The sequence below is a fragment of the Janthinobacterium sp. GW823-FHT03B06 genome, from assembly GCF_058796955.1.
In genome coordinates this window covers 71,923-88,869 of the sequence record NZ_JBXAJE010000009.1, presented here as the reverse complement: position 1 = coordinate 88,869, position 16,947 = coordinate 71,923, and the positions used below count along the sequence as shown (strand labels likewise).

Below are 16,947 nucleotides of genomic sequence, written 5' to 3'. Positions count from 1 at the left end.
CGCATGCAAACCAATCTCGCCGATTTCATCAAGAACACGCCGGCAGGCGACGAAGCCGAAGCCATCCTGCGCGCCTGCGTGCATTGCGGCTTTTGCACGGCCACCTGTCCCACCTACCAGCTGCTGGGCGACGAACTCGATGGCCCGCGCGGGCGCATCTACCTGATCAAGCAGGTCTTGGAAGGCGCGCCCGTCACGGCCAAGACGCAGACGCACCTGGACCGCTGTCTGACCTGCCGCAACTGCGAGTCGACCTGTCCTTCGGGCGTGCAGTACGGGCGCCTGGTCGACATCGGCCGTAACGTCGTCGAGCAGCGCGTACAGCGCCCCTTGCGCGAACGCGCGCTGCGCTTCGCCCTGAAGGAAGCCTTGCCGCGCCGCTGGCTGTTTACGCCCGTGTACAAGGCGGGGCAGGCGCTGCGCCCGCTGCTCTCGAAAAGCTTGCAGGACAAATTGCGGCCAGGCGCCGCAGCCGGTGCATGGCCGGTGCGCCGGCACGCGCGCACCATGTTGCTGCTCGACGGCTGCGTGCAGCCGGCCATGTCGCCGAACATCAATGCGGCCACGGCGCGCGTGCTCGATGCGCTCGGGGTACAGCTGATCGTCGCGCCGAAGGCGGGCTGCTGCGGCGCGCTGCGCCATCACCTGAACGACCAGGACGCGGCGCTGGACGACATGCGCCGCAATATCGACGCCTGGTGGCCCTATGTCAACGGCATGGACAGCGCCGAAGCCATCGTCATGACGGCGTCCGGCTGCGGCGCCACGGTGAAGGAATACGGCCATCTGCTGGCGCACGATGCGCAGTATGCGCAGAAGGCGCGGCGCATCGCTGAACTGACGCGCGATCTGTCCGAGATCATGCCGGCCTTTGAAAACGAGCTGGCGGCGCTGCTGAAGGGGCGCATAGTGAAAAAGGTGGCGTACCACCCGCCGTGCACCCTGCAGCACGGCCAGCAGATCCGCGGCAAGGTGGAGCAGGTGCTGCGCGCCGTCGGCGTCGACGTGCGCCTGTGCGCGGACAGCCATTTATGCTGCGGTTCGGCCGGCACGTATTCGATCCTGCAGCCGGAACTGTCGCAGCAGCTGCGCGACAACAAGGTGGCGAACCTGGAAGCGTGCGAGCCGGAGATGATCGTGTCGGCCAATATCGGCTGCCTGAGCCATTTGCAGTCCGGCACGCAGACGCCCGTGCGGCACTGGATCGAGCTGATTGATTCGGCCTTGACGCCTAAATAGGTATTTCGCTGTACTGCGCGATGCGCCATTGCGGGGCGGGGATGAACGTGTTCGCCCACTCCAGCACGGCGTCGGCCGGCATGGGGCGGGCGATGCCGTAGCCTTGCGCCAGGTCGCAGCCGAGCTGGATCAGGCGCGCGCCATGCTCGACGCTTTCCACGCCTTCGGCGATCACCGTCAAGCTGAAGGAACGGGCCAGGCCGATGACGGCGCGCACCAGGTGCAGGTCGTCGCGGTCGTTGAGCATATTGCGCACGAAGCTCTGGTCGATCTTGACGATATTGGCCGGCAGGCGTTTCAGGTAGGACATCGACGAATAGCCGGTGCCGAAATCGTCGAGCGCGAACGTGATGCCCAGCGCCTGGCAGGCGCGGATGATGCGGCGCACGTCCTCGATGTCGTGCAGGGCCGACGATTCGAGGATTTCCAGTTCCAGCATGCTGGCGCGCACGCCGGGAAATTCGCCGAGGATGGTTTCCAGGCGCGAGACGAAGTCCGGTTGCTGGAAGTGGCGCGCCGCGATGTTCACGCTGACCACCCAGTGCTTGCCGGTCGCGCTCCAGCGCTGCATCTGCCACAGGGCCTGGCGCAGCACCCATTCGCCGATATCGATGATCAAATCCGTCTGTTCCACCAGCGGCAGGAATTGCGCCGGCGCCAGCACGCCGCGGCGTGGATGTTGCCAGCGCAGCAGCGCTTCCATGCCCACCACCGTGCCGGCGCGCATATTCACCTTGGGCTGGTAGTACAACCGCAGTTCGCCGTTGATCAGGGCGTGGCGCACTTCCGTGCGCTGGTTGTGGTGGGTGCGTACTTCCTCGTCGAGGTTGGTGTCGAAGAAGTGGTACTGGTTGCGCCCCGTCAATTTCGCCTGGTAGACGGCGTGGTCGGCGTGGCGCAGCAGGCTTTCCGTATTCAGGTCCTTGCCCGCGTAGACGGCGATGCCGGCGCTGGCCGTCATGTGCAGCGCCTGCTGGTCGCACTGGTAGGGACGGCTCAGCTCAGTCATCAGTTGCGTGACGTTCTGTTCGATGCTGGCGATGCTGGCCTGGCCGCACAGCAGCATGACGAATTCATCGCCGCCCAGGCGCGCCGCATAGTGGACCTGGCCCGTAAAGCCGTGCAGGCGGCCCGCTACCTGCTTGAGGATTTCATCGCCAGCCTCGGCGCCGTAGCGGTCGTTGATGGCCTGAAAGTGATCGAGGTCGAACAGGCAGACGGCCAGCAGGCGCTGGCGTTCGCGCGCGAGGAACAGTTCCTGTTCGAAGCGGGCGGCCAGCGCGGCACGGTTGGGCAGGCCCGTCAGCACATCATTGTAGTTTTGCCAGGACAGCTTTTGCAGCGCCTGTTGCATGTGCACGGTTTCATTCAGCTGTTCGCCCAGCTGGCGCTGGCTGGTCTTGAGTGAGGTCAACAGTTCTTCGATATCGCCGGCCATGCCGTTGAACGACTGCGACACGGCTTGCGCCTCGGGCGTGGCGCCGGCTGCCAGGCGCACGGCGAAGTTGCCTTCGCGGAAGCGGTCGGTCGCCTGCACGAAGCGCGCCAGCAGCTTGCGGTGCGTGGCCAGGATCAAGCCCAGCAGCAGGAAGACGAGCACGATATTGATGCTGCTGAGGATGGCCTGCTCGCGCACCCGCTGCCACACCTGCGCCAGGGGCAGGCCGGGCGTGTAGTGCAGGTCGAGGATGCCGTCGCCGCCGTCCGGCAGCGCCACCGTCAGGCGGCTGCGGATGGCATTGATACCCGCCAGGCGCGCGAACCACGCCGGCACCGTGGCCAGTGTGTCGCCAAGCTTGCTGTCGGCCAGCACCTCGACATGCCCGCCAGCCGTGTCCCAGCGGGCAGAAACGAGGCTGCGGTTCAGCGGCAGGGCGCTGCGCAGTACCTGGCGCACGCTGTCGTGCATCGCGTGACTGTCCGCGTGCACGGCCAGCGGCAGCACGCTATTGGCGAGGAACAGGTCGAGTTGTCGCGCATCGCTCTGGTAGCGCGCATTGGCCAGCGCCGTTTCCGTGCCGAGCAGGGCGTGATAGCGAACGGCGGAAACGGCGAGTATCAGGAAGAAAATAGGAAGAAAGAGGCGGGAATAAATTCCCATCCGCATCCATGAAGATAATATTTTCCCAAAGACTGGCATCGTTTTTTGATCGATATCTGCGAATAATTATGCAAACATTATCACTGAAATTTGCTATTGGAAACACAATATTGATATCAAGCATGAAATAAACACGGATTCATTGATTTGAGCAATTATTGTTTTTAATCAAACCGTCGAATGGCTATTCCTGTAGCAATTGCCGAATGTCGTCCGCCAGGCTGGCCGGTTTGCTGGCCGTCGCGTAGCGGCGAAATACGCTGCCATCCTTGCGCACCAAAAACTTGGTGAAATTCCATTTGATCGACTGCGTGCCCAATATGCCGGGCGCCGCCTGTTTTAATTGCGCAAAGACAGGGTGCGTATGCGGGCCATTCACATCGATCTTGGCAAACAGGGGAAAGGTGACGCCGAAGTTCTTTTCGCAAAAGGCTTTGATTTCCCCATTCGAGCCCGGTTCCTGCTGGCGGAATTGGTTGCAGGGAAAGCCCAGCACGACCAGGCCCTGCTCGTGGAATGCGCGGTACAGCGCCTCGAGCCCCTGGTATTGCGGCGTGAAGCCGCAGGCGCTGGCCGTGTTGACGATCAGCATTACCTTGCCCTTGTAGCGGGCCAGGTCGATCGGCGTGCCGTCCAGCGCCTCGGCCTGGAAATCGTGGATGCTGGTCATGTCAGAGGAGTCCCAGTTTGGTGGCGCCCGTTTGCGGGGCGGGTTCCGGCGCCGTGGCGCCCTTGAGTTTGATCGCCAGGCGCAGGTCGTTGACGGAGTCCGCATTGCGCAGCGCGTCTTCATGGCTGATGGCGCCCGCTTCGTGCAGGTCGAACAGGGCCTGGTCGAACGTCTGCATGCCATGCTCGCGCGATTTTTTCATCAATTCCTTGATCTCGTGCACCTGACCCTTGAAGATCAGGTCGCTCATCAGCGGCGAATTGAGCAGGATTTCCAGCGCCGCCTTGCGCCCGCCGCCTTCCTTGTTGGGGATCAAACGCTGCGAAATCATGCCTTTTAAATTCAGCGACAGATCCATCAGCAGTTGCTGGCGACGCTCTTCCGGGAAGAAATTGATGATGCGGTCCAGCGCCTGGTTGGCGTTGTTCGCGTGCAGGGTGGCCAGGCACAGATGGCCCGTCTCGGCAAATGCGATGGCGTGGTCCATGGTGTCGCGGTCGCGTATTTCGCCGATCTGGATCACGTCGGGCGCCTGGCGCAAGGTGTTTTTCAGGGCCGTGGCCCAGTCGTCCGTGTCGACGCCCACTTCGCGCTGGGTGACGATGCAGTTGCCGTGCGGATGGATGAATTCCACGGGGTCTTCGATGGTGATGATGTGGCCATGGCTGTGTGCGTTGCGGTGGCCCACCATGGCGGCCAGGGTGGTCGACTTGCCGCAGCCCGTGGCGCCCACCATGATGACGAGGCCCCGCTTGCTCATCACGATGTCTTGCAGGATGGCGGGCAGGCCCAGGCCATCCAGGGTGGGGATGGCGGTATTGATCAATCGCAAGACCATGCCTGCCTGGCCCATCTGCACGAAGGCGGACACGCGGAAACGCCCCAGACCGTCCGGGCTGATGGCGAAATTGGCTTCGCGGCTCGATGCGAACTCGGCCGCCTGGCGTTCGTTCATGACGGCGCGCACGTAGCCGGCCGCCTGCTGCGCGGCCAGCGCGCCGCCCGCCAGCGGCGTCAGCTTGCCGTCGAGCTTGATGGCGGGCGGAAAGCCGGCCGTGATGAACAGGTCGGAGCCGCCCCGGGCGCGCATCTGCGCCAGCAGCGCGTGCATGGCGCCATAGTGTTCGTGCGTCGTCTGCATGGCTTATCCGGGGAAGTTTTCGGGCGACTTGGCGGCCGAGCGGGCAGTTTCCGCCGAGATCGTGCCGCGCCGCACGAGGTCGGACAGGCACTGGTCCAGCGTCTGCATGCCCACGTTGCTGCCCGTCTGGATGGCCGAATACATTTGCGCCACTTTCGCTTCGCGGATCAGGTTGCGCACGGCCGGCGTGGCCAGCATGATTTCATGCGCGGCCACGCGCCCAGCGCCGTCCTTGGTTTTGAGCAAGTTCTGCGAAATGACGGCTTGCAAGGACTCGGACAGCATGGCGCGCACCATTTCCTTTTCCTCGGCGGGGAAGACGTCGATGATGCGGTCGATCGATTTCGCCGCCGACGAGGTATGCAGGGTGCCGAACACCAGATGGCCCGTTTCGGCCGCCGTCAGCGCCAGGCGGATGGTTTCCAGGTCGCGCAATTCGCCCACCAGAATGACGTCCGGGTCTTCGCGCAGGGCCGAGCGCAGCGCATTGCTGAACGAATGCGTGTGCGAGCCTACCTCGCGCTGGTTGATCAGGCATTTTTTCGGCTCATGCACGAATTCGATCGGGTCTTCGATGGTCAGAATATGGTGATTCAGCCGTTCGTTGACGTGGTTCACCATCGCTGCCAGGGTGGTGGACTTGCCCGAACCCGTCGGGCCCGTCACCAGCACGAGGCCCCGCGGGCGCATGGCCAGTTCGCCGAAGATGCGCGGCGCGTTCAGGTCTTCCAGGGTCAGGACTTTCGACGGAATCGTGCGCAGCACGGCCGAGGCGCCGCGTTCCTGGTTGTAGGCGTTGACGCGGAAGCGGGCCAGGCCGGGAATTTCGAACGAGAAATCGCACTCGAGCGCCTCTTCATACGCCTTGCGCTGGCTGTCGTTCATGATGTCGTAGATCATGCTGTGCACTTCCTTGTGCTCGAGCGGCGCCACGTTGAGGCGGCGCACGTCGCCATTGACCCGTATCATCGGCGGCAGGCCGGAAGACAGGTGCAGGTCGGAAGCCTTGTTGCTGACGGAGAAAGCGAGAAGTTCGGAGATGTCCATTTATAATCCCTGTGCCTGCATTGATGGGCTGGCGCACTGTGCCGCCGCCCCTATACACTAGAAAATGATTATGTCCACAATCGAACAGAACTTGCAAGCCGTGCGCGACAGTATTGCGCAGGCAGCCGTGGAGGCGCAGCGCGCGCCTGCCGACGTGACCCTGCTGGCCGTATCAAAAACATTCGGCGCGGACGCCGTGCTGGACGCCATGCGCGCGGGCCAGATGGCGTTTGGCGAAAACTATCTGCAGGAAGCGCTCGACAAGATCGCCTTTGTGAAGGAGGCCTCGCCGCAGCACGTCCCGGCATGGCATTTCATCGGCCCCATCCAGAGCAACAAGACGCGCCCCATCGCCGAGCACTTCGACTGGGTGCATACGGTGGAACGGGAAAAGATCGCCGCGCGCCTGTCCGAGCAACGGCCGGCCGGCTTGCCTGACCTGAATATCTGTCTGCAAGTCAATATCAGCGGCGAAGCCAGCAAGAGCGGCGTAACGCCGGCTGACTTGCCGGCGCTGGCGCATGCCGTGGCGCTGCTGCCCCGCTTGCGTTTGCGCGGCCTGATGGCAATTCCCGAGCCGGAAACGGATGTCACGCTCCAGCGCCGTGCGTTCGCGCAATTGCGCGCGCTGTACGAACAATTGCAGGCGGACGGACTGGCGCTCGACACCCTGTCGATGGGCATGTCGGCCGACTTGCGCGCCGCCGTGCTCGAGGGCGCCACTATCGTGCGCGTGGGCAGCGCCATCTTCGGTTCCCGCAACTATTCCTGATGAAGAGAGAACAAGCATGACGACAGAATTGAATATCGCATTTGTAGGCGGCGGCAACATGGCCGCGGCCCTGATCGCCGGCCTGGCGGGCAAGCTGACCCTGGGCGGCAACATCCACGTGATCGACCCGCACGCGCCGGCGCTGGAAAAACTGCAGGCGCAATTCGGCGTCACGACGGCGACGTCCGCCAGTGACGCGTTGCGCGGCGTGGACGTGATCGTGCTGGCCGTCAAGCCGCAAAGCATGCGCGACGTGGCGGCGCAGCTGCTGCCCTTCCTCGACGGGGAAAGCGCGCCATTGGTCCTGTCGATCGCGGCCGGCATCCGCGCCGCCGACCTGTCGCGCTGGCTCGGCGATTATTCCGCCATCGTGCGCTGCATGCCGAACACGCCGGCCCTGATCGGCATGGGCATCACGGGCATGGTGGCCAGCAGCGGCGTGAGCGACGAACAGAAAAAGACGGCCGACGCCATCCTGCGCGCCGTCGGCCAGACCGTCTGGCTCGACGACGAAGCGAAGATCGATCCTGTGACGGCCGTCTCCGGCAGCGGTCCCGCCTATGTGTTTTACTTTATCGAAGCGATGCAGCAGGCAGCGGCCGAACTGGGCCTGACGCCCGAGCAGGGCACGCAGCTGGCCATTGCCACGTTTACGGGCGCGGCGCAGCTGGCGGCGAATTCCAGCGAGCCCGTGTCGCTGTTGCGCGAGCGCGTCACGTCGAAAGGCGGCACGACCTATGCGGCCTTGACCAGCATGGAAGAGAGCGGCGTGAAGGCGGCCATCGTCAAGGGCATCAAGGCGGCCGCGCAGCGCGGGCGCGAGATGGGGGACGAGCTGGGCAAATAAGTGGACAGGTAATTACATGACCTTGACGGCGCGGCCGATGTAGAGCACCGGCCCCGTCGGTCTGCCCGTGGGCGAACCCGTCTCCGGCTCCAAGGTGATTTCAAACAATTGCTCGGGCTGCAGCGGCGGCAGCTTATCCAGGGTCAATTTGACGCTTTGCCCCGGCTTGACGAGGCCCAGCGAGACGGGCGCGCCCCAGTCCTTGCCCTTGGTCCAGAATTGCAGGGCTTTCTGCTGCGGCACCGTGGTCGGCCCCAGCGGGATCAGGCTCAGGTCGCGGTTCTTGCCGCCGCGTCCGCCCGCCTGCACGATCCAGCCCGGCGATTTATCTTGCGGCGCCACCAGCACCACAAGGTAGCCGGGCCCGCTGGGAGCTTGCAATTGCGTAGTGACCAGCACGGCCAGCGCGGCCGTGGCCAGCAAGCCGCCGCCGGCCAGCACTCTCCAGAAGGCCAGGCTGTTCCACCACGCTTGCCAGCCGCCCGCCTGCCGCACGGTGTTCGGCATGAACAGGCTGGCGCTGATGCGCGGCCACAGTTGCGCCGAGGGCGTTTCGGGCGGCGCCAAAGTCGTCAAGGGCAGCAGACGCCGTTCCCAGTCGGCCACGGCGTCGCGCAAGGCGGCGTCAAGCGGCAAACGCTGCTCCACTGCCGCCCGTTCGGCCAGGTCCAAAGTGCCCAGCACGTATTCGCCGGCCAGCCTTTGCCATTCCTCGTCGCTGTTGATCATCCCATGCACTCCCGCAAGGCGGCCAGGCCCCGCTTGACCCAGGCCTTGACGGTGCCCAGCGGCGCTTGCAGGCGCTGCGCGATTTCGCTATGGGAACAGCCATCGACGTAGGCGTACAGGATGCTGTTGCGCTTGGGTTCGTCCAGGTGGCCCAGGCAATCGTGCAGCTTGCCCATGTTCGCCTGCAGGGCGTAGGCGTCCGAGGTGGCGTCGGCATCGTGGCCTTCGCGTTCATGCAGCAGGGTTTCCACGGTATCCTCGTCGGCCGATACTTCATGGGCGCGGGCGCGCGCCACGTTCAGCGCCTGGTGCCGCACCACCACATAGATCCAGCCCTTGCCGCTGCCGCGCGTGGCGTCGAAGCTGCCGGCGCGGCGCCAGATGTTCAGGAAGGCATCGTGCAGCACATCTTCGGCCAAGGCCCGCTGGCGCACGATGCGCAGGGCCACGCCCAGCAGATAGCGGCTTTCCTGCTGGTACAGGCCATGCAATGCCTGCTGCTCGCCCCTGGCGCAGGCGCGCAGGGCGGCATCGTAATCGTAAGGGGCGGCGTGGGCTGGCAAGGTCGGCGCAATCGTTGACTGAACGGTTAGCAAGTTTTCAAGGCCGAGTATAGGTCAGAAACCCGCTTGCCAACCGTCGCTTGAAAGGATTTATGCCGATTTCCAGAAGATGTAGTCGGCCTGGTAGGGCACCCATTGTTTGGCACCGACGGACTCCATGCCGCAGGGGCTGCTTGGCGCCACGCCGCCGCTGGTGGCCACGCGCTGGATGTAGCTGACGCCCTGCATGGCGCCGCTGCCCGTGGCCGGATTGGCTTTCACCAGCTGATACGGGATATTGCCCGCGCCGGCCGGTGCCACGGCCACTTGCGTCGCCGTCACTTTCGAGCCGTCCAGGTTGGCCCAGGTGGCGGGCGGGCCCACATACGTGCCCACTTGCATGCCGCTGCGGTCGTTCAGGGCCGCGTCCGGTCCCACGAAGACCCATTCATGCCCCGTCATGTCTTTCTTCGCCTTGCATTCGTAGGCGATCTTGCCCACGCCCACCGTCTGCATGGCGACCTGATGGCCATCGGGCACCTTGACGGCGTTCGGCAATTGTTCCTGCGAGTAGCGTGCGCTCATCGGTGCGCAGGCAGCCACGAGCAGGGCGGCGCACAGGACGGTGAGCGAGGGGGCGGTATGGCGTGGGGCGGTGGTGGCATGCATGGCAAGCTCCTGGTAGTTGGCTCAACCGGCTGGTTGATACCATTACTACGCAGGGGCCGGCCATTTGGATGCAGCCAGGCAAAAATATTTTATGGCGGCGTGTCTTTCTTGCTGAAGCGCTGCGCCAGCGCCAGCACGACGGGCATGGCGGTGGTGGCGTGCTTGAGCAGCGCGCCGCTGGCCCGCAGCAGCGGCAGGAAGCGGCTCGGGCGCACCAGCAGCAAGCCCAGCACGGCGCCGCCCACCATCAGGGGAATTTTAAAACGCGTGGCCAGGGTGTGGCGCAGATTGCCGCCCGTTAAAGGTTCCAGCAATTGGCGTGTCTGCACGCCCAGGGCCAGGCGCTGCAGCGCGCATTCGGCCAGCAGCGCGTCGCGCCGCTGCGCCAGGCTGGCGGCCGTATGCACATGCGACAGTTTGGTGGGATGCGTGGTCATGGCCGCTCCGATCCCCGGCGGGCCAGTAGTTGCAGCTCGTCCAGGTCTTTGTTCAGTTCGGAAAGTGTGAAGGACAGCAGTTTCGGCTTGCTGCGGAAACTGGCGCGCACGCCCAGCAGGGTGGCGACGGCGGCGACGATGAAGACGGCGGCCGTGATGGCGATGGCGGCGATGCGGTGCGTATCCCAGAACAGCACGATGACGAGGAATACGATCAAGACGAGGCCGACGAACAGGCACAGCAGCGCCAGCATGGCCAGCGCCAGATAGGACAGGAAGCGCAGCGACTCTTCTTCCATTTCCACGGCCGCCAGGGCCAGACGGGTCTGGACGATGGCGGCGAGGGTCGCTGCGACTTGGGCGACATGGTGCATGATAGCCATATGCTGCCTTTCGCGTCAGGGGAGGCGGCCTGCGCCGCCGGTACTACTAGCGGCGTGACGAGGAAAGCAGCAGGCCGAACAGCACGCCCACGACGGCGCCCGCACCGACAGCTTTCCATGGATTGTCCTGCACGTATTCGTCGGTGGCCTTGGCCGCCTTCTTGGTACGTTCGAGCAAGTCTTCTTCCAGCTTGATCAAGTCTTTCTTGGCCGTTTCCAGGGTGGCGATGAACTTGTCCTTGACGGCTTTGACATTCTCGCCAGTCTGATCCTTGGCGCCATCGAGCCAGCCTTCCGCTTCATTGATGACGTTTTTCAGGTCGCCGACCAGTTTGTCGCGGGCCTTGTCGGCGTCGGCGAGGATGCTGTCGCTGCTGGATTTGCCGGTATGTATCGAGTTCATGTATTACCTCATGGAAGTGAAACTGCACAGTGAAATACCAGTGTAGGCAGCTGCGGCCAGGCCTGTCTTGCGCCGCCTCAAGGGCTGCCGCGGCGCAAAGATCATTGCTTAACGGAAAGCAATGTCCAGTACCACGCCCGCAAAGACCGCTGCTCCTAGCCAGTTATTATGCCGGAATGCCGCAAAACACGGCATACGCTCGCGTGCGCGGATCAGGGTGTAGTGATAAACGGCGCAGCCGGCCGCCACCAGCAAGCCCGCGACGAACCAGTAACGCAAGCCCAGATACCAGCCGCATGCCAGCCACAGCAGCAGGAAAACGGCATAGCAGAACATGACGATGGCCACGTCGTAGCGGCCGAAGGTGATGGCCGAGGTCTTGATGCCGATTTTCAAGTCGTCGTCGCGGTCGACCATCGCATATTCCGTATCGTAGGCCACGGCCCAGAAGACATTCCCCAGCAGCAGCAGCCAGGCGACGACGGGCACGGAATCCGTGATGGCGGCAAAGCCCATGGGAATGCCGAAGCCGAAGGCGATGCCCAGATACGCTTGCGGAATCGCAAAGAAGCGCTTGAAGTAGGGATAGGTGCCGGCGATGATGACGGCCGCCACGGACAGTTGCTTGGTCAGCGCATTCAGGGGCAGGATCAGGCAAAAGGCCAGCACGGTCAGCACGCTGGCCACGGCCAGCGCTTCCTTGCCGCTGATGCGTCCGCTGGTGATGGGACGGTCCGCCGTGCGCTTGACGAATTTGTCGATATCCTGGTCGGCGTAGTCGTTGATGGCGCAGCCTGCCGAGCGCATCAGGAAAGTGCCGAGAGTGAAGATGAGCAGCAGCCGCCAGTCCGGCACGCCTTGCTGCGCCAGCCACAGCGCGCACAGGGTAGGCCACAGCAGCAATACGGTACCGATAGGCTTGTCCAGCCGTATCAGGCGGAAATACAGCGCCAGCTTGTTCATGGAAGACTCGATCTTGTTGAAGAGAAAGGTCGATTATCGCAAATAGTATGCAAATGTACTATTCGTCGTCTTCGCACAAGGGGGTGATGCCAGGCAAGTTGCAGCCGGCGATGGCCGCGCACAGGGCGTCGATGGCCGCCTTGCGCGTAAAACTCTTGCGCCACAGCATCACTACCCGGCGCGATGGCACGGGGGTGGCGAAGGGCCGGTATTCGAGCATGCCGTCGGTGGCGTGCATATTGGCGACCGAGGCGCGCGGCAAGACCGTCAGGCCGATGCCGCTGGCCACCATGTGGCGGATGGTTTCCAGTGAGGAACCTTCAAACGTGCGCTGCATGCCGTTCCCGGGCGAGGAAAAGCGCGCCATTTCGGGGCACACTTCCAGCACCTGGTCGCGGAAACAGTGGCCATTGCCCAGCAACAGCATGGTTTCCGATTTCAAATCCTGTGCGGCGATTTTTTCACGCGCCGTCCACGGATGCTGGCGCGGCATGGCCACGACGAACGGTTCGTCATACAGTTCCTGCATGGCCATGCCGTGATCGGGCAGGGGCAGCGCCATGATGGCCACGTCCAGTTCGCCCTGGCGCAGCAATTCGAGCAGGCGAACCGTGAAGTTTTCCTGCAAAATCAAAGGCATCTGCGGTACCTGGTCTATCATGGCCTTGACCAGCGGCGGCAGCAGGTAGGGGCCGATCGTATAGATCACGCCCAGGCGCAGGGGGCCGGCCAGCGGGTCCTTGTTCTGCTTGGCGAGTTCCTTGATGGCGGCCGTCTGTTCCAGCACGCGCTCGGCTTGCGCGATGATCTGCGCGCCCAGGGGCGTGACGGAGATTTCCGCGCCGCCCCGTTCGAACAGGACCACGCCCAATTCGTCTTCGAGTTTCTTGATGGCCACTGACAGGGTGGGTTGGGCAACGAAACAGGCTTCGGCGGCGTGGCCGAAGTGCTTCGCTCGCGCGACTGCAACGATATATTTCAGTTCAGTCAGTGTCATAGGTTGATTGAAACACAGGAAGTACTTACTTGCAATGAATGAAAGGTGGCGCAAACGTGAAACTGTGGCGCCGATGGCGTATTGTAGCGGATCGCCCCCTATAATGCGGGAGCGGGCGGCGGAAGGAGGGGGCGATGGAATTGCGGATGCAGGCGCTGGAAGCGGCGATCAATTACTGGCGTGCCCGGCAACCGGCGCGCGGCAATGAATATGCGCTGTCGCCACCCGTCAGCCGCCTGGCCGGCGTGTATGCGCTGATGATTTATTACCGGCAAGATCGCATCGCCGAAGAGGGCCTGGATCCTGCCATTCTGGCCTTGATCGATGCCTGGCGCCGCGATGCCGGCGGCATCCAAGGCGATAGCCACGCCTGAGTGTGACCGTATTTAACCCAACAAGAGATATCCATGCCTGAATTTGAAAACAAACTGTGCGGCCGTGACGAACTGCGCGCCCGCGCCGCGGCCCTGCCGAAACCGGTGGTCGTGACGAACGGCGTGTTCGACATTTTGCACCGCGGCCACGTGACGTATTTGGCGCAGGCGCGCGCGCTGGGCGCTTCGCTGATCGTTGCCGTGAATACTGATGCATCAGTGAAACGCCTGGGCAAGGGCGACGACCGTCCCCTGAACAGCTGCGAAGACCGCATGGCCGTGCTGGCCGCGTTGGAAGCGGTGAGCCTGGTCGTGCCGTTCTCGGAAGACAGCGCCCTGGAAGTGGTGCAGGAGATCGAACCGGAAATCTATGCCAAGGGCGGCGATTACGACATGGCGGCCATCCCCGAAGGACGCGCCGTGCTGGCGTATGGCGGCCAGGCCGTGGCCATCGATTTCGCGCACGACCGCTCGACCACCAAGCTGTTGACGAAAGTGCGGACGCAGCAGGGCTGAGGACCGTCGTCAATGTTTCCATACAGATAAAAAGACGTTACTATGAGAACTGCCAGGGCTGCGACTTCGTTTCGACAGCCCCAGCACGTTACACCGTCTGATATGCATTGCTTGTCATAGAAAATACATGGATCATAAAACTTCTGGGGATTGGCCACTGCCCTCCGGCGCCTGGTACGTCGATGACGCGGGCGCGTGGAGCATGCAGCGCAGCGCGGACGGCCAGAATGTCTCGCCCTTGGTGAGCCAGGCCGATATCGGCAAGCTGATGCTGGCGCGGCGCCTGCCCGCGGCGGCCGGCGCGCCCGTGCGGCAGTTTCCGCCCGAATTTGCGTTCGACCCCGCCTCGGGCGCGGCCTTGCAAGTGCCGCCCGAGGCGGCCGCCACGCCGTCCGGGGGGGCGCCTTGGGTTCCTCCTTTCGGCGCGCATCCTGTCAGCGATGTGCCGCCGGCCGGTCCGGCCGGCTTGCGCCAGGCCAGCGTACCGCTGAAGCTGGCTGACCAGCGTGCGCGCGAAGAGCATGCGCAAGCCGATGCTTCGCTGCCCATGCCGCCGCCCGGCGAATACGAATTCTTTTCCGCCCCGTTCGGAACCAGCGCGCCCGCGCTGCTGGCGCTCGACCCGCGCAAGGCCGTCCTGCACGCCTGGCTGCCCGCCTCGAAACGCTGGCTGGCGCTGGACCCCGACTATGGCAGCTTGCTGGCCGAATCGGACCTGGCCCACGGCGCCTGGCGCGCCGAGCTGGTGCCGGAATTCAATAGCGTGCTGGTCTTGCCGACCAGCCATGGCCTGGCCTGCATCCGTCCCGACGTGCCTTCGCTGACCTACGTGGTCGAGCACGTGGGCGGCGCGCCGTGCGTGGCCGCGCCCGTCTGGTTCCAGAACCGCCTGTGGGCACCGCTGCGCGACAACGATGGCCGCATCCGCTTCGTCAACCTTGATGCGCAACAAAAACCGGGCAGCGACGTGCTGCTCGACGGCGTGGTCGACCTGGGCACCGTCAGCGCCCCCGTGGCCTACAACCGCATGGCCGTGTGGCCCTGCGCCAACGGCCAACTCCGGCTGCAGCTGCAGCCGGACGGCAACGTGGCCGCTTCGTTTACGCCCTGGCCCGAAGGGCTGGTGCCGCATTTCGAATTCGGCAGCCCGTACGTGTCGCGCGATGGCGGCCTGTGGCAGCTGTGCTTCGAGCGCAGCCGCGGCACCTATGTCTACGTGAAACTGGGCGCGCAATCCGAGCGGGCCGACGCGCTGGCGCCGCGCCTGTGCTCGGGCAGCTTCAATTACCGCTTCGCCGCCAAGCTGAAAACGGCGCCGTGGGAAGAACCGGAACACGGCGACGATGGCGGCAAGAACCAGGCCGTCATGCCCTTGCTGGAATCGGGCGGGGGCAGCAGCGTCTTTGGCGTCAAGTTCGCCACCAGCGCCGGCCTGTCGAGCGTGCTGCGCTCGAGCGAGCGCCTGGCGGCCCAGCTGGTGCAGGACGACGAGTTGCGCGAAACCGTATTTCACACGTTCGCCGTCAGCGAGCCGTGGCGCGTGCGCCTGTTTGTGCATGAAGGCATGCTGTGGGCCTACCACCCGCTGCTGTCGCGCATCGATGGCTGGGCCTTGCAGGCATGAAGGCGCGCTTACTGACCGTGGCTTGCGCCGCGTTTTTCAGCGCCGCCGCCGCGCATGCGGCCGGCATCCAGCAAGCGTTTCTGGTGCAAAACTCGGGCTGGATGGAGCCGTTCTACACGGATGAGCATTCGCAGCTGAAAGCCCTGGTGGGCGCCGTGGCGCAGGCCGCTACAAACCCGTCCGACAAGGTCTACACCCTGGCCTTCAGCCAGAGCAGCGGCAGCAATGTGTCGCCAGCGCTGATCGGGCAAGGGCAGGGCGGCGCCGGCGTGGCGGGCCAGCTGGCCCATCTCGGCCTGGCGCGCAAGAGCGCCGGCGGCGCGCTGGCCGACACGGATTTTCAGGAAGCCGTGACCAAGACCATCACGGGCCCGTTCCAGTCCGCGTCCGGCATCGTGTGGATCTTTACGAATAACAAGAACAGCCCGAACAACGACAGCCAGACGGCCGAGCGCAACCGCGATTTTTACCGCTTGCTGCATCTGGAACCGTCGATCACCAAGACGGTGGTGTTTCCGCTGCGCATGCCCGTGCAGGGCAAGCTGTACAGCGCCAAGGGCTTGATGGTGTATGCGCTCGCGTATGGCCAGCCCGCGTCCGAGGCTTTGAGCCGCATCCTGGCCGAGGGGCGGCTGTCGCAAGTGCTGACGCGTCCGCCCGCGCGGCTGAAACCGGTGGACCAGGATGCCGTGCGCATCGTGCCCCAGTCCGTCAAGAACAGCGCCAATGTGCACGCCAGCCTGGGCCGCGACGGGCGCACCATCGTGCTCGACGTCGATGCGGCGAACCTGGTGCCGCAAGTGGTGCTGCAGGCGTCGCTGCAAAACATGTTTTTCCCGTACGTGATCGACAGCGCCAGGGTGCACGCCAGCCTGGCAGGCCAGAACGCGCCGCTGCACGTTGCGCCAGATCAAATCCGGCAGCTGCAGCCGGGTGCCAGCCAGTCCGTGCAGGTGCAGTTTGCGTTGCCGATGGCGCAGATTCCGTCGCCGTGGTCGGCGCAGGCGATGGCCGCCATGGGCAAGCAGGTGTTGCTGCCCATGCAGGCGCAGGTGGGCCTGTCGGAACAGCGGCTGGCGCTGGCGTCCAGTTTTGGCAAGGATTTGCAGGAACTGTTTCCCGGCGATCCGATCTCTGACATGTTCACGCCGCCCGACAGCGTGCGCGCGTCGCAGGCGACGATCCCTTTGCTGGTGCGCATACAGTATCCGCTCTTGCCCGTGCTGGTGATCCTCGGCGGCGTGCTGGCGCTCGTGCTGGGCTTGCTGGCGCTGGGTTTGCTTGGCACGCGCGCCACGCGCTACAAGGTGATGGCCGACGGTGTGCAGCGGCAAGTGCTGCTCAAACCATTCAAAAGCGTGCAGATCCGCGACGATGACGGCCGCGACATCGGCGAACTCAAGCGTGGCCTGGGCAAGCCGGCCGTCGTGCGCGTGGCCGAAGGCCATACCCTGAGCCTCGCCTGAGCAACCATTCTTTAAATAAACCTTCTA

The 16,947-nt window shown here is 64.1% G+C and carries 19 protein-coding genes; 7 read left to right on the top strand and 12 right to left on the bottom strand.

Going from position 1 to position 16,947, the window contains the following annotated elements; genetic code table 11:
* The first annotated feature begins 3 nt into the window (after window positions 1-3).
* The gene (gene glcF / locus AC1RBA_RS24335) at window positions 4-1,239 is read left to right on the top strand and encodes a glycolate oxidase subunit GlcF (protein WP_070222607.1); all 1,236 of its coding nucleotides are present in this window, start codon (window positions 4-6) and stop codon (window positions 1,237-1,239) included.
* Here glcF and AC1RBA_RS24330 read toward each other — a convergent pair.
* The 4 genes from AC1RBA_RS24330 to AC1RBA_RS24315 form a co-directional block, all read right to left on the bottom strand.
* Window positions 1,232-3,340, bottom strand: a complete 2,109-nt coding sequence (locus tag AC1RBA_RS24330) for a putative bifunctional diguanylate cyclase/phosphodiesterase (protein ID WP_492420028.1) — start codon at window positions 3,338-3,340, stop codon at window positions 1,232-1,234. The genes glcF and AC1RBA_RS24330 overlap by 8 nt on opposite strands.
* 184 nt (window positions 3,341-3,524) lie before the next feature.
* Window positions 3,525-4,010, bottom strand: a complete 486-nt coding sequence (locus AC1RBA_RS24325) for a glutathione peroxidase (protein WP_492420027.1) — start codon at window positions 4,008-4,010, stop codon at window positions 3,525-3,527.
* A gap of 1 nt (window position 4,011) precedes the next feature.
* Entirely contained in the window at window positions 4,012-5,151 is a 1,140-nt protein-coding gene (locus AC1RBA_RS24320) for a PilT/PilU family type 4a pilus ATPase (RefSeq protein ID WP_492420026.1), read from the bottom strand.
* Window positions 5,152-5,154: 3 nt separating this feature from the next.
* Window positions 5,155-6,198 (bottom strand): type IV pilus twitching motility protein PilT, encoded by a 1,044-nt coding sequence (locus AC1RBA_RS24315; RefSeq protein WP_070312390.1) that lies wholly within the window; start codon window positions 6,196-6,198, stop codon window positions 5,155-5,157.
* A gap of 70 nt (window positions 6,199-6,268) precedes the next feature.
* Between AC1RBA_RS24315 and AC1RBA_RS24310 the strand changes: the two genes are divergently transcribed.
* Together AC1RBA_RS24310 and proC are read left to right on the top strand one after the other, a co-directional pair.
* Window positions 6,269-6,970, top strand: coding sequence for a YggS family pyridoxal phosphate-dependent enzyme (locus tag AC1RBA_RS24310; protein WP_070290071.1), 702 nt, complete (start codon window positions 6,269-6,271; stop codon window positions 6,968-6,970).
* A 16-nt stretch (window positions 6,971-6,986) separates the two neighbouring features.
* The gene (gene proC, locus AC1RBA_RS24305; RefSeq protein WP_492420025.1) at window positions 6,987-7,817 is read left to right on the top strand and encodes a pyrroline-5-carboxylate reductase; all 831 of its coding nucleotides are present in this window, start codon (window positions 6,987-6,989) and stop codon (window positions 7,815-7,817) included.
* A 12-nt stretch (window positions 7,818-7,829) separates the two neighbouring features.
* Here proC and AC1RBA_RS24300 read toward each other — a convergent pair whose 3' ends face one another.
* From AC1RBA_RS24300 to AC1RBA_RS24265, 8 genes are all read right to left on the bottom strand, one after another.
* Entirely contained in the window at window positions 7,830-8,546 is a 717-nt protein-coding gene (locus AC1RBA_RS24300) for an anti-sigma factor (RefSeq protein ID WP_492420024.1), read from the bottom strand.
* Window positions 8,543-9,109 carry a sigma-70 family RNA polymerase sigma factor gene (locus tag AC1RBA_RS24295; protein ID WP_492420023.1) on the bottom strand — a complete coding sequence of 189 codons (567 nt, stop codon included), beginning with the start codon at window positions 9,107-9,109 and terminating at the stop codon, window positions 8,543-8,545. The genes AC1RBA_RS24300 and AC1RBA_RS24295 overlap by 4 nt, the downstream gene beginning before the upstream one ends.
* A 90-nt stretch (window positions 9,110-9,199) precedes the next feature.
* A complete protein-coding gene (locus AC1RBA_RS24290) occupies window positions 9,200-9,757 on the bottom strand; it encodes a DUF3455 domain-containing protein (RefSeq protein WP_070312386.1) in 558 nt (185 codons plus the stop codon).
* 89 nt (window positions 9,758-9,846) lie between these two features.
* The gene (locus AC1RBA_RS24285; RefSeq protein ID WP_492420022.1) at window positions 9,847-10,194 is read right to left on the bottom strand and encodes a hypothetical protein; all 348 of its coding nucleotides are present in this window, start codon (window positions 10,192-10,194) and stop codon (window positions 9,847-9,849) included.
* Entirely contained in the window at window positions 10,191-10,568 is a 378-nt protein-coding gene (locus tag AC1RBA_RS24280) for a phage holin family protein (protein ID WP_083287244.1), read from the bottom strand. Before AC1RBA_RS24280 ends, AC1RBA_RS24285 begins: the two co-directional genes overlap by 4 nt.
* A gap of 55 nt (window positions 10,569-10,623) precedes the next feature.
* Window positions 10,624-10,980 (bottom strand): ElaB/YgaM/YqjD family protein, encoded by a 357-nt coding sequence (locus tag AC1RBA_RS24275; RefSeq protein WP_070290084.1) that lies wholly within the window; start codon window positions 10,978-10,980, stop codon window positions 10,624-10,626.
* A 108-nt stretch (window positions 10,981-11,088) separates the two neighbouring features.
* Window positions 11,089-11,943 carry a 4-hydroxybenzoate octaprenyltransferase gene (ubiA, locus tag AC1RBA_RS24270; RefSeq protein WP_121668476.1) on the bottom strand — a complete coding sequence of 285 codons (855 nt, stop codon included), beginning with the start codon at window positions 11,941-11,943 and terminating at the stop codon, window positions 11,089-11,091.
* 58 nt (window positions 11,944-12,001) lie between these two features.
* Window positions 12,002-12,940, bottom strand: a complete 939-nt coding sequence (locus AC1RBA_RS24265) for a hydrogen peroxide-inducible genes activator (protein ID WP_070312382.1) — start codon at window positions 12,938-12,940, stop codon at window positions 12,002-12,004.
* A gap of 134 nt (window positions 12,941-13,074) precedes the next feature.
* On the opposite strand from AC1RBA_RS24265, the gene AC1RBA_RS24260 reads away from it, so the two are divergent.
* The 4 genes from AC1RBA_RS24260 (at window position 13,075) to AC1RBA_RS24245 (ending at window position 16,920) form a co-directional block, all read left to right on the top strand.
* Window positions 13,075-13,314, top strand: a complete 240-nt coding sequence (locus AC1RBA_RS24260) for a DUF3717 domain-containing protein (protein ID WP_070290090.1) — start codon at window positions 13,075-13,077, stop codon at window positions 13,312-13,314.
* A gap of 33 nt (window positions 13,315-13,347) precedes the next feature.
* Window positions 13,348-13,830, top strand: coding sequence for a D-glycero-beta-D-manno-heptose 1-phosphate adenylyltransferase (gene rfaE2 / locus AC1RBA_RS24255; RefSeq protein ID WP_070222576.1), 483 nt, complete (start codon window positions 13,348-13,350; stop codon window positions 13,828-13,830).
* 127 nt (window positions 13,831-13,957) lie between these two features.
* The gene (locus AC1RBA_RS24250; RefSeq protein WP_492420021.1) at window positions 13,958-15,454 is read left to right on the top strand and encodes a hypothetical protein; all 1,497 of its coding nucleotides are present in this window, start codon (window positions 13,958-13,960) and stop codon (window positions 15,452-15,454) included.
* Entirely contained in the window at window positions 15,451-16,920 is a 1,470-nt protein-coding gene (locus AC1RBA_RS24245) for a hypothetical protein (protein ID WP_492420020.1), read from the top strand. The genes AC1RBA_RS24250 and AC1RBA_RS24245 overlap by 4 nt, the downstream gene beginning before the upstream one ends.
* The last annotated feature ends 27 nt before the right edge of the window (window positions 16,921-16,947 follow it).